Here is a 12,695-nt window from a genome sequence, read left to right as displayed (position 1 = left end):
CACGAAAGGGATGAAATGGATAGGGTTTTTTTATCTCCACCAAATATGAGCGGAAAAGAGCAAGAATATATAAAAAAAGTTTTTGAAAGTAACTATATAGCGCCACTTGGCGAGTATGTAAATAAATTTGAAGAAAGTATAAAAAACTACACCGGAGCAAAAGATGCTCTTGCACTAAGCGCTGGAACGGCGGCACTTCACCTAGCACTTCGCGTCCTTGGCGTAAAAGAGGGCGACTTTGTACTGGCTTCTAGTTTTACTTTCATGGCTTCAGTCTCGCCTATACTTTATGAAAAAGCAACTCCAGTCTTCATCGACTGCGACGAGAGCTGGAATTTAAGCCCAGAACTACTTAAAAAAGCGATCTCAAATTTACCTAAAAAGCCAAAGGCATTAGTCGTTACTCATCTTTACGGACAAGCTTCAAAGATGAAAGAAATTTGTGAAATTTGCCAAAATGAGGGCATCGCTTTGGTTGAAGATGCAGCTGAAGCACTTGGCGGATTTTACGGCGGTAAGGCGCTTGGCACATTTGGCGTGATGGGCGCATATAGTTTTAACGGCAACAAGATCATCACTACTTCAGGCGGCGGTATGCTAGTTGGCGACAAGGAATTTGTAGAAAAAGCTAGATTTTATAGCACTCAAGCTAGAGAGCCTTTGCTTCACTACGAGCACAAAGACTATGGCTACAACTATCGCTTAAGCAACGTATTAGGTGCTATTGGCGTGGCTCAGATGGAAATTTTGGAAAAAAGAGTCGAGCAAAAGAGAAAAGTCTTTGAAATTTATGAAAAAGAGCTTGTCGATATTTTAGAATTTATGCCAGAACTGCCAAATTCTCGTGGTAACAGATGGCTCACAACTGGCGTTTTTGCTAAAAAAGATGCACATTTAAAAGTTATCAAAGCACTAGCTGATGAAAATATTGAGAGTCGCCCACTTTGGAAGCCTATGCACTTGCAGCCTGTATTTAATGGTGCATTAAGCTTTGTCGATGGATATAGCGAAGATCTATTTTCAAGAGGAATTTGCTTGCCAAGTGGCAGTGATATGAGCGAGCAGACACAAGAAAGAGTAATAAAAATAGTCAAGGAAAATGCGTAAATGTTTCATGCAACAAAGTTAAAAAGGCTCGTATTTTTCCTTCTTGGCGATGTTTTTATATTTATCTTTTCGATATATGCGGCTTATCTTTTAAGGTTTAACGCCGACATCCCAGATATCTACGTGCAAGGGCTTTTTGTAACGGCTGGATTTTTGATCGTATTTAAGCTCTTTTTTATGTGGATGTTTAAAATTTACAAGGTACCGTGGAGGTTTTTTGGATTAAACGAAGCAAGAAAAATTTTCCTAGCTCACGTTTGCTCAGCGGTTTTATTTACGATCGTTTTTTTTATCATTCAAGATTTTTTAAATCCATACCCAAGAAGCGTTATTTTCATTGATCTTCTTATTTCATGCTTGCTCGTTGGGCTTTTAAGAATTTCAAAACGCATGGTGCTTGACTTTTCAAATAGACCTCACAAAGGTGAGCCTTGTATTGTTATAGGTGCAACGTCAAAAGCGCTTCACGTCTTGCGTGGCTTAAAACAAGGTTATCTTGACTACTACGCGGTTGGAGTGGTAGATGGCAGGAGCGATCTTGTTGGCACTTATTGTGATGGATTTTTAGTGCAAGATAAAAAAGAGATACCAAGCCTTATAAAAGATTATGATGCAAAGACTGCTATCATCGCGCTTGCATTAGATCAAGATGAGCTTCAAGCTCTAGTTGATGAGCTAACTGGATATGGCATAAGAGATATGAAACTCTTTTCGCTTATCGAAAATGAGCCGATCAAAGATATCTCGATCGAAGATTTGCTCGCTAGAAAGCCAAAAGATTTAAACCCAGAGGCTATTTCAAATTTCTTAAAAGATAAAAGAGTGCTTGTCACTGGAGCTGGCGGTAGTATAGGAAGCGAAATTTGTAAGCAGTGTTTGAAATATGGCGTAAGTGAGCTTGTAATGGTTGAGCACAGCGAGTTTAATCTTTATAAAATAGGCGAAGATACAAAAGATAAAAGAACTGTTAGTAAGCTTGTAAATATCACAAATTTAAAAGATTTTGAAGAGGTTTTTGAAGAATTTAGACCAGAGATCGTCATCCACGCTGCGGCCTACAAGCACGTGCCACTTTGCGAGCTAAATCCTCGCTCAGCAGTTGAAAACAACATCCTTGGTACGAAAAATGCAGTCGATCTTTCAAAAAAATATGGTGTTAAAAAATTTGTCATGATCTCATCAGACAAGGCTGTGCGTCCAACAAACATAATGGGTACAACTAAGCGTGTTTGTGAGCTTTATGCACTAAATTCAAACGAAGCAGGTGTATGTGAGATAGTTTGCGTGCGCTTTGGTAACGTCCTTGGCTCAAGCGGATCTGTTATACCTAAATTTAAAGCACAGATCGCTGCAAATAGGCCACTAAGCGTCACGCACCCAGAGATTACAAGATATTTTATGCTCACATCTGAGGCGTGTCAGCTAGTCCTTCAAGCAGCCTCTATCGCAAAAGGTGGAGAGCTTTTCGTACTTGATATGGGCGAGCCTGTTAAGATAGTTGATCTTGCTAAAAAGATGCTTCTTCTTTCAAATAAAGAGCATCTGGGTATAGAATTTGTAGGTCTTAGACCAGGCGAGAAGCTTTATGAAGAGCTGCTTATCAACAAAGATGACGTTCAAACTAAGTATGAATCGATCTTTGTGACGCATTCAGAGCCTTACGATTTAGCGCTTTTAAACTCGCAGATAAGTGAGCTTTTACAGCTTGAGGATAATGAGATCGCACCTGCGCTTAAGGTTATCGTGCCTGAGTTTAATCATGCGCTAAATTTAAAAGGCTAATTAAAGGCAAAGAACAATGATAGCGATAATTGACTATGGGGCCGGAAATATCAAAAGTGTGATAAATGCTTTCGATTTTCTTGACAAAAAATGTGCCTTAGTAAGTAAGCCCGAAAATTTAAAGGAGTATTCGCACATTGTTTTACCAGGCGTTGGAGCTTTTGGTGAGGCGATGAAGAAACTAAAATTTAACAGCATGGATGAAGCGATAAAAGAAGCTGTGAAAAGTGGAAAAGCCTTTATAGGAATTTGCCTTGGTATGCAGCTTTTATTTGAGCGAAGCTTTGAGTTTGGCGAGCATGAGGGACTCTCTCTTTTGCCTGGTGAGGTCGTAAAATTTAATGAAGCTAATTTCGATAAACCATTAAAGATACCCCATATTGGTTGGAACGCTTTGGAATTTAAGCAAAATAGTCCATTAAATTTAGGACTAAAAGAGCTTGAGTATTTATATTTTGTACATAGCTATCATGTGATTTGTGATGATAAATTTGCACTGGCAAAGACGACTTATGGATATGAATTTACAAGTGCGGTTTGGCATGAAAATATCTTTGGCTTTCAGCCTCATCCAGAAAAAAGTCATGAAGCTGGACTTAAAATTTTAGAGAATTTTGCGAGGTTATGATGGAAATTTTTCCAGCGATTGATTTAAAAGAGGGACAAGCGGCTAGACTTAGCAAAGGTCTTATGCAAAGTGCAAAAATTTATAGCAACGAGCCAAGTGAACTTGCTAAGAAATTTGAAGATTATGGCGCAAAATGGCTTCATGTGGTTGATTTAGATGGTGCATTTGCTGGAGAGACGATAAATTTTAAAACAATTGAAAAGATTACAAAGGCTACAAATTTAAGCGTCCAAGTGGGTGGTGGCATAAGAGATGAAGAGCGAATAAAACGCTATTTAGACCTTGGAGTTAGTAGAGTGATCCTTGGCTCAGTAGCTCTTAGAGATCCAGAATTTACAGCAAAAATGGCTGAAATTTATAGAGTTGTAGTTGGCATTGACGCAAAAGATGGCTATGTGGCCGTGCAAGGTTGGGGTGAGATCTCAAATATAAAAGCAGTTGATCTTGCAAGAAAATTTGCAGATGTTGGCGTGGAAGCTGTGATTTGCACCGATATTAATAAGGATGGAATGCTTGGCGGAGTCAATGTTGAGTTTAGCTTGCAAATAGCTAGAAATAGCAAGCTTGAGACGATAGCAAGTGGTGGCGTGAGTGATATAAATGATATTTTGATGCTAAAAGCCACAAATGAGATTAGTGGCGTAATAGTTGGGAAAGCCTACTATGAGGGGTTGCTTGACCTAAAAAAGGCCTTTAAACTACTTAGATAGCGTTAAAGCTTTTATAAATTTAAATTAGCTAGAATAGGGCAATTTTTACTAAAAGGATATTATGTGAAGATTTTGGTTGTAGATGACAGTTCAACAATGAGAAGAATCATAAAAAATACTTTACAAAGGTTAGGACATCAAGAAATTCTTGAGGCTGAGCACGGTCTTGAGGCCTGGAATATCTTAACTCAAAACGAAGGTATCGAAGTTCTTATCACTGACTGGAATATGCCTGAGATGAATGGTCTTGAGCTTGTTAAAAAGGTAAGAGCAGAGCAAAAGTATGTTGATATGCCTATCATAATGGTAACAACAGAGGGCGGAAAAGCCGAAGTTATAACAGCTTTAAAAGCAGGTGTTAATAACTACATCGTTAAACCTTTTACGCCACAAGTTTTAAAAGAGAAGCTTGAAGACGTTCTTGGTTAATGAAAGATAAATTCTACGAATTAAGCATAAAAACATCAAATTTTTATGATGAAATTTTAGAGCTAGTTTTCTCTTTTGGAGTCACCTGTGTTGAAGAGCTAGATCACGAGATCATTATCAGGGAAGAGTATGATCTAAAAGATATAGCTTGGGGTATCGAAGAGTATGTAAAAGGGCTCTCTAGTGTTCGTAAAATTTCAAATGATTTAAAAATTTCTCTTAATTTAAAAGAAAATAAAGACTGGCTAGGTGAATATAAAAAGGCAGTTAAACCTATTTTGGTTGATAAAATTTATGTTAGGCCTAGCTGGGAAGAGCCACTTAATGGCGTAACAAATATCATAATCGACCCAGCTCTAGCCTTTGGCTCAGGGCACCATGAAAGCACAAATTCTTGCTTGCAGCTTTTACAAAAATATGCAAAAAGTGGCAATACTACTTTAGATGTAGGTTGTGGAAGTGGAATTTTAAGTATCGCCTTGGCAAAGCTTGGCTGTAAGGTCGATGCTTGTGATACAGACGAGCAAGCTACACAAAGCTCACTTAGCAACGCCGAGTTGAATGAGGTTAAATTTAATAAAATTTGGACAGGCTCTATCGCAAATTTAGAGCAAAAATATGACATTGTCGTAGCAAATATCATCGCTGATGTCATTTTTATGCTCTCAAATGACTTAAAAAAATCGCTTAAAAAAGGCGGCTACTTGGTATTGTCAGGAATTTTAAACAAATACGAAGATAGGATTAAAGATACATTTAAGGATTTGGAGCTAATTGAGATAAAACAAAGTAACGATTGGAGTAGCTTTGTTTATAAGGAAATAGATGAATAACCAAAATAATAACCAAAACAATGGCAATAATAACGGTTTTTTTAATAAAAATCCTATTTTCATTTTTGCCATTTTTGCAATAGTTATAGTTTTAGCTTTTAGAAGCTTTAGTGGAGACGGACTAGGTGGCTCTTTTGGGCTAAATAGCAATGCTCAGAGTAAAATGGTAGCTTATTCTGAGTTTAAAGATATGTTAAAAAATAAGCAGCTAAATGAGGTTGCTATCTCGGAAACTACCATAAAAGGCATAGGTAGTGACAAAACTATCTATCTTGCAAAACGTATAAATGATCCAACGCTCATTGGTATACTTGAGCAAAATGGCATAACTTATAGCGTTTATAGCGAAAATAACTGGTTTGGTGATCTTATATTTTCATGGATCATCCCGGTATTTATATTTTTTGCTATTTGGATGTTTATTGCTAGTCGTATGCAAAAGAATATTGGCGGTGGCATACTTGGCATAGGAAGTGCAAAAAAACTTATAAATTCTGAAAAACCAAAAGTTAAGTTTGATGATGTCGCAGGTGTCGAAGAGGCAAAAGAAGAGGTTCAAGAGATAGTTGATTATCTAAAAAGTCCTGATAAGTATCTAAGACTTGGGGCAAAAATTCCAAAAGGAATTTTGCTAGTTGGCCCTCCGGGCACAGGCAAAACGCTTCTTGCAAGAGCAGTTGCGGGCGAGGCTAGTGTGCCGTTTTTCTCTATGTCAGCATCAAGCTTTATAGAGATGTTTGTCGGCGTTGGCGCAAGCAGAGTTAGAGATCTTTTTGAAAATGCTAAAAAAGAGGCTCCAGCGATTGTTTTTATAGATGAGATCGATGCGATCGGTAAAAGTAGAAATTCTGGTCCAATGGGTGGCAACGACGAGAGAGAGCAAACGCTAAATCAGCTTCTTTCTGAGATGGATGGCTTTGACGCGGATAAGTCGCCAGTTATCGTTATAGCGGCTACAAATAGACCTGAAGTTTTGGACGCTGCGCTTTTAAGGCCAGGTAGATTTGATAGGCAAGTGCTTGTTGATAAACCTGATTTTAAAGGACGCTGCGACATCTTAAAAGTTCACATGAAAGATGTAAAGATTGGCAAAGATGTAAATATCGAGGATATCGCAAGGCTTACTACTGGTTTAGCAGGTGCTGATCTTGAAAATATCATAAATGAGGCTGCACTTCTTGCAGGACGTAAGTCAAAGACTTTTGTTGAGCAGGCCGATCTTGTGGAGGCTGTTGAGAGATCGATTGCTGGACTTGAGAAAAAGTCTCGCCGCGTAAATCCAAAAGAAAAAAGGATCGTCACTTATCATGAGTGTGGTCATGCCTTGATAGCTGAGCTAACAAAAGGTGCAAAAAGGGTAACAAAAGTCTCAGTCGTGCCACGTGGTCTTGCGGCACTTGGCTATACTCTAAACACGCCTGAAGAGAATAAATTTATGATGCAAAAGCATGAGCTGATAGCAGAAGTAGATGTACTTTTGGCCGGTAGAGCAGCTGAAGAGGTGTTTATTAAAGAAATTTCAACCGGAGCTAGCAACGACCTAGAGCGTGCGACTGATATCATAAAAGCTATGGTTAGTATGTATGGTATGAGCGATGTTGCCGGTCTTATGGTACTTGAAAAGCAACGTGCTACGTTTTTAAATGGTGGTCAAAGCATCAAAGATTACAGTGATAAGATGGCTGAAAAGGTTGATGAGTTTGTAAAAACGCTTCTTCATGAAAGATACACAGCTGTGCTTGGTTTGCTTGAAATTTATAAAGGTGCTATTGAAAATATGGTATCAGCACTTTATGAAGAAGAAACAATCGAAGGAAAAAGAGTTAGAGAGATTATTAAAAACTATGAGATCGAAAATAGTCTAGAGAGTAGGCTTGTAGAGACCGAAGAAGACGAAAAGAGTAAAAAAGAGGAATAAAAATGAGTGGCTATATCGCGAAAGCAGGATATAAATTTATATTATTTTTTCTAATTTTATTTGTTTTATCTTTGCTATTTGGGATTTTGCCACTGCTTTTTGCTATTTTACTTTTTTTGGGACTTTATTTTTTTAGAGATCCTGAAAGAGAGCCATTTTCTGATGATAAATTGGCTTTACTATCGCCGATTGATGGCAAGATAAAAGAGATCAGTGCTTCAAATTTTGACAATAATGAAGTAGCTAAGATCGTCATAAAAAAATCTTTTTTTGATGTTGGTACATTAAGGGCTGTAAGTGATGTAAAAGTAGCTGAAATACGCAAAAGACATGGCTTATTTTTGTGTCAAGCTATGAAAATTTCAGAATTTTTAAATGAAAGAGCGATTATTCGCTTTGAAAAAGAGAATATAAAATTTGTTATGAAAATTATAGCTGGAGCTTTCAGTCGAAGTTTAGAAATTTCAAATGTTACTAGCCTGAAAGCATCTAGAAAATTTGGTTTTTTAGGAAGTGGTGAGGTGATTTTATACCTACCAAGAGATACTAAAATATGTGTAAGCGTCGGAGAAAGCGTAAAGGCTGCTTCACTTTTGGGATATTTTGAAGAGGGAAAAAGAGATGAATAACATACAAAAGATGCAACTAATGTATATCTTGCCAAATTTATTTACAGCAGCTAGTGCTTTTTTGGGTGTTATTAGCATTATTTCATCTATTCAAGGCAACTATTTTAAAGCCATTATTTATATAATCTTATCGCTTATTTTAGATGGACTTGATGGACGCGTGGCTAGACTTACAAAGACAACTAGTAAATTTGGGGTAGAGTTTGATAGCCTTGCAGATCTTGTTGCTTTTGGTGTAGCGCCAGCTATTTTATTTTATTTGACTATTGGTAAAAATTTTGGCAGATTTGGAGCGCTTATAGCTGCTATGTTTGTGGTTTTTGGAGCTATTAGGCTTGCTCGTTTTAATGTCACTACTGGTACATATGAGCCAAATGTTTTTATCGGACTTCCTATTCCATCAGCAGCTATTGTGAGCGTACTTTGGGTTGGAATTTATATCGACTATACTTTTTTAGAGGGATTTGAGTGGTGCTTGATGCTACTTGAAGCTACTTTGGCAGCTTTAATGGTTAGCAACATCCGCTATCCAAGCTTTAAAAAAATAAATTTAAAACAAACCCACGTGATAAGAATTTTAGTAGCTCTTGTAGTTGCGTTTTCGATGCTTTATCTATATCCATTTGAAAGCGCGACTTTGGTTATGAGCATCTATATGCTTTATGGTATAGTAAGAGCTACTATAATGTTTAGTAAAAATTCCAAAAAAAAGGAGAGCGAATGAGCGAAAATGGCGTCATAAAATCACATAAATTTTTACCAAAAATCGAAATCAAAAACTCTCTACTGCTGCTACTTAGGTAGCAAATTTTTCTTTACTTAACTCATCAAATTTAAAATTTAAATATAAAAAATAAAAAAAGGACAAAAATGGATAAGAATAAAATTATAATCTTTGATACAACTTTAAGAGATGGCGAGCAAAGCCCTGGTGCATCGATGAATACAGCTGAAAAACTACAGATCGCACTTCAGCTTGAAAGGCTTGGCGTGGATGTTATGGAAGCCGGATTTGCTGCAGCAAGCCCAGGGGATTTTGATGCGGTAAATCAAATAGCAAAGCAAGCCTCAAATATCACGGTTTGCTCTCTTGCACGTGCAGTTGAGCGTGATATTAAGGCAGCTGGCGAGGCATTGGCTCCAGCTAAAAATAAGAGAATTCATACATTTATAGCGACAAGCCCAATTCATATGGAGTACAAGCTAAAAATGAGCCCAGATGAAGTAATAAAACGTGCAGTCGAGTCTATAAAATACGCAAAAACCTTTTGCGATGATGTGGAGTTTAGCTGCGAGGACGCTTGTAGAAGTGAAATGAGCTTTTTAAAAGAAATTTGTGATGCTGCTATAAATGCTGGTGCAAAAACTTTAAATATCCCTGATACAGTTGGTTATTTATATCCTGAAGAGATAACTGCTCGCATTAGTGAAATAGTAAAATTTGTAGGCGATAGAGCAATAATCTCTGTGCATAATCACAATGACTTAGGTATGGCTACGGCAAACTCGTTAGCGGCTATAAAAGCTGGTGCAAGGCAGGTTGAAGGTACAATAAATGGCATAGGTGAGCGTGCTGGAAATGCTGCGCTTGAAGAGATCGTGATGGCTATCAAAACCCGCCAAGACGTCTTTGCTCCATTTTATACAGACATTATTTCAAAAGAAATTTATCCAACTTCAAGACTGATTGCTAGTATTATAGGCATTGAGCCTCAACCAAATAAAGCTATCGTTGGTAAAAACGCGTTTGCTCATGAAAGTGGCATACATCAAGACGGCGTGTTAAAGCACAAAGAGACCTATGAGATAATTAGCGCTGAGAGTATAGGCCTTGAGAAAAATTCTCTTGTTTTAGGTAAGCATAGTGGTCGCCACGCGTTTAAAGATAAGCTTGCTAGCCTTGGATTTGACCTTGATAGCGATGCTCTTAATAAGGCATTTGAAAAATTTAAAGAGCTAGCTGATAAGAAAAAAGAGATATTTGATGATGATATCAGAGCTCTTGTAGCTGAAGAGATTACAAAAATTCCACAAGCTTATGAGATCACGGCCCTTCTTCAAAGTAGTGGCGGAAGCCTTGCAAGTGCTTCAATTAGCATAAAACACAATGATGAGATCATCAGTGACTCAGCTCTAGGAAATGGTACCGCTGATGCGATATTTAAGGTAGTTGATCGTATTAGTGGCATTAGTGGCACACTAAAAGACTATAAAGTGGCATCTGTTTCCCAAGGTAAAGACGCACTTGCTAAGGTTGATGTAAAGGTCGAGTTTGAGGGCAAAACGGCTGTAATAGGCCATGGACTTGACATAGATACTATGATGGCAAGCGCAAAAGCCTATGTTGGCGCGCTAAATAGCTACCTTCGCATACATAAAAACTAAAATTTTAGCTGGCTGTTAAAATTGCAGCTGGCTACTTTAAATTTAATCCAAAAACTATATAAATTTTTAAAATTCAAAGTCTTTATTTAAAAAATAGATTTTTTACTATCTTTGCAAAATTTAAAATCTTACTCACTCGCCTTAGCAACTTACTAATTTTAGGACTCATAAACATTCGCCACTAAATTTAGAAGCGTGATATGCTCGCTTGTAAATTTTAAAATTTGATAGGGTTTAGACCGCATGCAGTGCGAAGTACTAGCACATGCCCCTTGAATGTGCGAGGGGGTGGATTAAAAAAGGGGCAGGAGGGGGATAAGGGGTGGACTTCGTGTCTGCCACGCAGTTGCGAGCCTGAGAAGTAAAATTAAGTCCCCTTGCCTCTCTTTCGAATAAAAAATTGCAAATTTAATCAAGCCGTCTTTGCAAATTTTAAACTTTCATTCACTCGTAAGAATTGACTACTAAATTTTGTATGATACTTCCATAAAAATCAAAGAGAATTTACCTTGTCTTGTTTAGTTTTTCTCTTTTGATTTTATAAAATTTCCATAAGCCCCTGTTACTAAAATAAGCGATTTCCACGCTGTAGCCAAGATTAGGGCTTATGGGTTAATGTTTTGATTAAAAGTCTTGGCTTCGCTTACCGCTTATCTCAAATTTTAGAGCCGAAATTATTCGCTCATAAATTTTAAAATTTGCTAGATTCTCATCTTGGATTGTTAAATTCGTGTTTTGTAGAGCTGGCTACTAAATTTATATCCACAAAATGCCAGCTCTAATTTGAAATTTTACTCGAAGAATAAATTCTTGACTTACTGTCCAACTATTTTTTTAACAGCCAGTGAAGCTAAATTTAGTCCAAAGCAAGCAGTCACGCCCATGAAACTTCCAAGTGGCTTGCAAAGTGGCTCTTCTGTTGAAAAGACCACGTCAAATTTACCGCTAAAGCCTGATCTTTTGAGCTCATATCTATATTTTCTAGCTAACGGATCGACCGAGGTTTTCCATACGCTAGCCACCTTTATCTTGGTTGGATCGATCCTTTTTGCACCGCCCATCGAGGCTATAAATTTGCTAGGATCTACCGCATTTGCAAGGGCGATCTTGGCAGTGATATCATCGATCGCATCGATCACCACGTCAAATTTACTAAAGTCAAATCCAGCGACAAACTCAGGCGTGATCAGCGTCTGCATAGGCGTGATGCAAGGATAAATTTTGGCAAACTCCTCCACCTTTATGCCGCCCACGTTTTCGCTGTAAATTTGGCGGTTTTGATTTGTCACATCAAAGATGTCTTTATCGATTAAAGTGATGTGCCCAACCCCGCTTCTAGCAAGCGCATCTACGCACATCCCACCAACGCCTCCAGCTCCACAAACTAGCACTTTTGCGCTTTGAAGCCTGCTAAAACCATCCTCACCAAAGAGCCATCTTATCCTTGTAAATCTATCATTTTGCATCAAATTTCCCCTTTAGGCTCTCCAAGCTCTCATATGAAGTCATATTTAGTTTTATGGGCGTTATCGTGGCAAAGCCCTCATTTACCTTGCTGATGTCACTTGGCTCGCCTTTTTCGTATTCAAGCGCAGCGTTTCCAAGCCAGTAGTACTCGATACCTCTTGGGTTGCGATTAAGCGTAGCATGCGTGGCGTAGGTGCGTTTGCCAGCTGGGACGACGGAGTAGCCTTTGAAATTTTTGCTAGTTACAGCCGGAATATTTACATTTAGAAATTCTCTTTGATTTAGCGAAATTTCACCCTCTAGCACCTTTGATACGATAAATTTCACCACCTCTTTTGCTAGCTCAAAGCCAAGTTCATTTAATGAATTATTTGCATAAAACTGCGAAAAGGCGATACTTCTAATGCCTTGCAAAACGCCCTCCATCGCCGCTCCGCACGTGCCAGAGTAGGTTATATCTTCGCCTAAATTTGCTCCGTGATTTATGCCACTTATCACTAGATCTGGCTTTTTATTATAAAGTGCGTGAAGTGCTAGATAGACGCAGTCACTTGGCGTTGCGTCGTCAAGTTTAAAAAAGCCATCATCAAGTTTTATAAACCTAAGAGGCCTTGTGAGTGTCAAAGAGTGAGCGCAGGCTGATTTTTCAGAACTTGGAGCTACGATCGTGACATTTACGCCATCTAGCTCGCTTAAAGCTTCTTTTAAAGCAAGTAAGCCAGTCGCCTCAAATCCATCGTCATTTGTTATCAAAATTTCTTTCAAATTTTATCCTTTAGAGGCTTGGATTTTATCACAGCTTTCTTA

The 12,695-nt window shown here is 38.1% G+C and carries 12 protein-coding genes; 10 read left to right on the top strand and 2 right to left on the bottom strand.

Annotated elements, in window-relative coordinates:
* Nucleotides 1-15: 15 nt before the first annotated feature.
* The 10 genes from pglE (at nt 16) to ATCC51562_RS07690 (ending at nt 10,421) form a co-directional block, all read left to right on the top strand.
* The gene (gene pglE, locus ATCC51562_RS07735) at nt 16-1,107 is read left to right on the top strand and encodes a UDP-N-acetylbacillosamine transaminase (protein ID WP_021091815.1); all 1,092 of its coding nucleotides are present in this window, start codon (nt 16-18) and stop codon (nt 1,105-1,107) included.
* Nucleotides 1,108-2,889: a UDP-N-acetylglucosamine 4,6-dehydratase (configuration-retaining) gene (gene pglF / locus ATCC51562_RS07730; RefSeq protein ID WP_021091823.1), complete on the top strand. Its 1,782-nt coding sequence runs from the start codon at nt 1,108-1,110 to the stop codon at nt 2,887-2,889.
* Between the two features lie 16 nt (nt 2,890-2,905).
* Nucleotides 2,906-3,517, top strand: coding sequence for an imidazole glycerol phosphate synthase subunit HisH (gene hisH / locus ATCC51562_RS07725; RefSeq protein ID WP_021091733.1), 612 nt, complete (start codon nt 2,906-2,908; stop codon nt 3,515-3,517).
* Nucleotides 3,517-4,227 carry a 1-(5-phosphoribosyl)-5-[(5-phosphoribosylamino)methylideneamino]imidazole-4-carboxamide isomerase gene (gene hisA / locus ATCC51562_RS07720; protein ID WP_021091592.1) on the top strand — a complete coding sequence of 237 codons (711 nt, stop codon included), beginning with the start codon at nt 3,517-3,519 and terminating at the stop codon, nt 4,225-4,227. Before hisH ends, hisA begins: the two co-directional genes overlap by 1 nt.
* Nucleotides 4,228-4,290: 63 nt before the next feature.
* On the top strand, nt 4,291-4,656 hold the full coding sequence (locus ATCC51562_RS07715; protein ID WP_002939933.1) for a chemotaxis response regulator CheY: 366 nt from the start codon (nt 4,291-4,293) through the stop codon (nt 4,654-4,656).
* On the top strand, nt 4,656-5,489 hold the full coding sequence (locus ATCC51562_RS07710; protein WP_021091545.1) for a 50S ribosomal protein L11 methyltransferase: 834 nt from the start codon (nt 4,656-4,658) through the stop codon (nt 5,487-5,489). The genes ATCC51562_RS07715 and ATCC51562_RS07710 overlap by 1 nt, the downstream gene beginning before the upstream one ends.
* Complete coding sequence (ftsH, locus tag ATCC51562_RS07705) at nt 5,482-7,407, top strand: ATP-dependent zinc metalloprotease FtsH (RefSeq protein ID WP_021091790.1); 1,926 nt, start codon at nt 5,482-5,484, stop codon at nt 7,405-7,407. Before ATCC51562_RS07710 ends, ftsH begins: the two co-directional genes overlap by 8 nt.
* Nucleotides 7,408-7,409: 2 nt before the next feature.
* Nucleotides 7,410-8,036 carry a phosphatidylserine decarboxylase gene (locus ATCC51562_RS07700; RefSeq protein ID WP_021091662.1) on the top strand — a complete coding sequence of 209 codons (627 nt, stop codon included), beginning with the start codon at nt 7,410-7,412 and terminating at the stop codon, nt 8,034-8,036.
* Nucleotides 8,029-8,760, top strand: a complete 732-nt coding sequence (pssA, locus tag ATCC51562_RS07695) for a CDP-diacylglycerol--serine O-phosphatidyltransferase (protein WP_021091822.1) — start codon at nt 8,029-8,031, stop codon at nt 8,758-8,760. The genes ATCC51562_RS07700 and pssA overlap by 8 nt, the downstream gene beginning before the upstream one ends.
* A 146-nt stretch (nt 8,761-8,906) precedes the next feature.
* Nucleotides 8,907-10,421 (top strand): 2-isopropylmalate synthase, encoded by a 1,515-nt coding sequence (locus ATCC51562_RS07690; protein ID WP_021091757.1) that lies wholly within the window; start codon nt 8,907-8,909, stop codon nt 10,419-10,421.
* A gap of 815 nt (nt 10,422-11,236) precedes the next feature.
* On the opposite strand, the gene ATCC51562_RS07685 is transcribed toward ATCC51562_RS07690, so the two are convergent.
* Both ATCC51562_RS07685 and surE read right to left on the bottom strand, forming a co-directional pair.
* Complete coding sequence (locus ATCC51562_RS07685) at nt 11,237-11,887, bottom strand: ThiF family adenylyltransferase (RefSeq protein WP_021091744.1); 651 nt, start codon at nt 11,885-11,887, stop codon at nt 11,237-11,239.
* The gene (gene surE, locus ATCC51562_RS07680) at nt 11,877-12,653 is read right to left on the bottom strand and encodes a 5'/3'-nucleotidase SurE (RefSeq protein ID WP_021091778.1); all 777 of its coding nucleotides are present in this window, start codon (nt 12,651-12,653) and stop codon (nt 11,877-11,879) included. The genes ATCC51562_RS07685 and surE overlap by 11 nt, the downstream gene beginning before the upstream one ends.
* Nucleotides 12,654-12,695: the final 42 nt, after the last annotated feature.

Origin of the sequence: Campylobacter concisus ATCC 51562 (assembly GCF_000466745.1) — a bacterium.
GTDB lineage: Bacteria > Campylobacterota > Campylobacteria > Campylobacterales > Campylobacteraceae > Campylobacter_A > Campylobacter_A concisus_B.
The sequence above is the reverse complement of the archived record's forward strand: the minus strand, read 5'-3'. Positions and strand labels throughout refer to the sequence as shown.

Coding starts and splice junctions, on each gene's coding strand:
- ATCC51562_RS07700 (WP_021091662.1), top strand. CDS start 7,410: ATGAGTGGCTATATCGCGAAAGCAGGATATAAATTTATATTATTTTTT.
- ATCC51562_RS07710 (WP_021091545.1), top strand. CDS start 4,656: ATGAAAGATAAATTCTACGAATTAAGCATAAAAACATCAAATTTTTAT.
- hisA (WP_021091592.1), top strand. CDS start 3,517: ATGGAAATTTTTCCAGCGATTGATTTAAAAGAGGGACAAGCGGCTAGA.
- pglE (WP_021091815.1), top strand. CDS start 16: ATGGATAGGGTTTTTTTATCTCCACCAAATATGAGCGGAAAAGAGCAA.
- ATCC51562_RS07685 (WP_021091744.1), bottom strand. CDS start 11,887: ATGCAAAATGATAGATTTACAAGGATAAGATGGCTCTTTGGTGAGGAT.
- ATCC51562_RS07690 (WP_021091757.1), top strand. CDS start 8,907: ATGGATAAGAATAAAATTATAATCTTTGATACAACTTTAAGAGATGGC.
- hisH (WP_021091733.1), top strand. CDS start 2,906: ATGATAGCGATAATTGACTATGGGGCCGGAAATATCAAAAGTGTGATA.
- pglF (WP_021091823.1), top strand. CDS start 1,108: ATGTTTCATGCAACAAAGTTAAAAAGGCTCGTATTTTTCCTTCTTGGC.
- ftsH (WP_021091790.1), top strand. CDS start 5,482: ATGAATAACCAAAATAATAACCAAAACAATGGCAATAATAACGGTTTT.
- pssA (WP_021091822.1), top strand. CDS start 8,029: ATGAATAACATACAAAAGATGCAACTAATGTATATCTTGCCAAATTTA.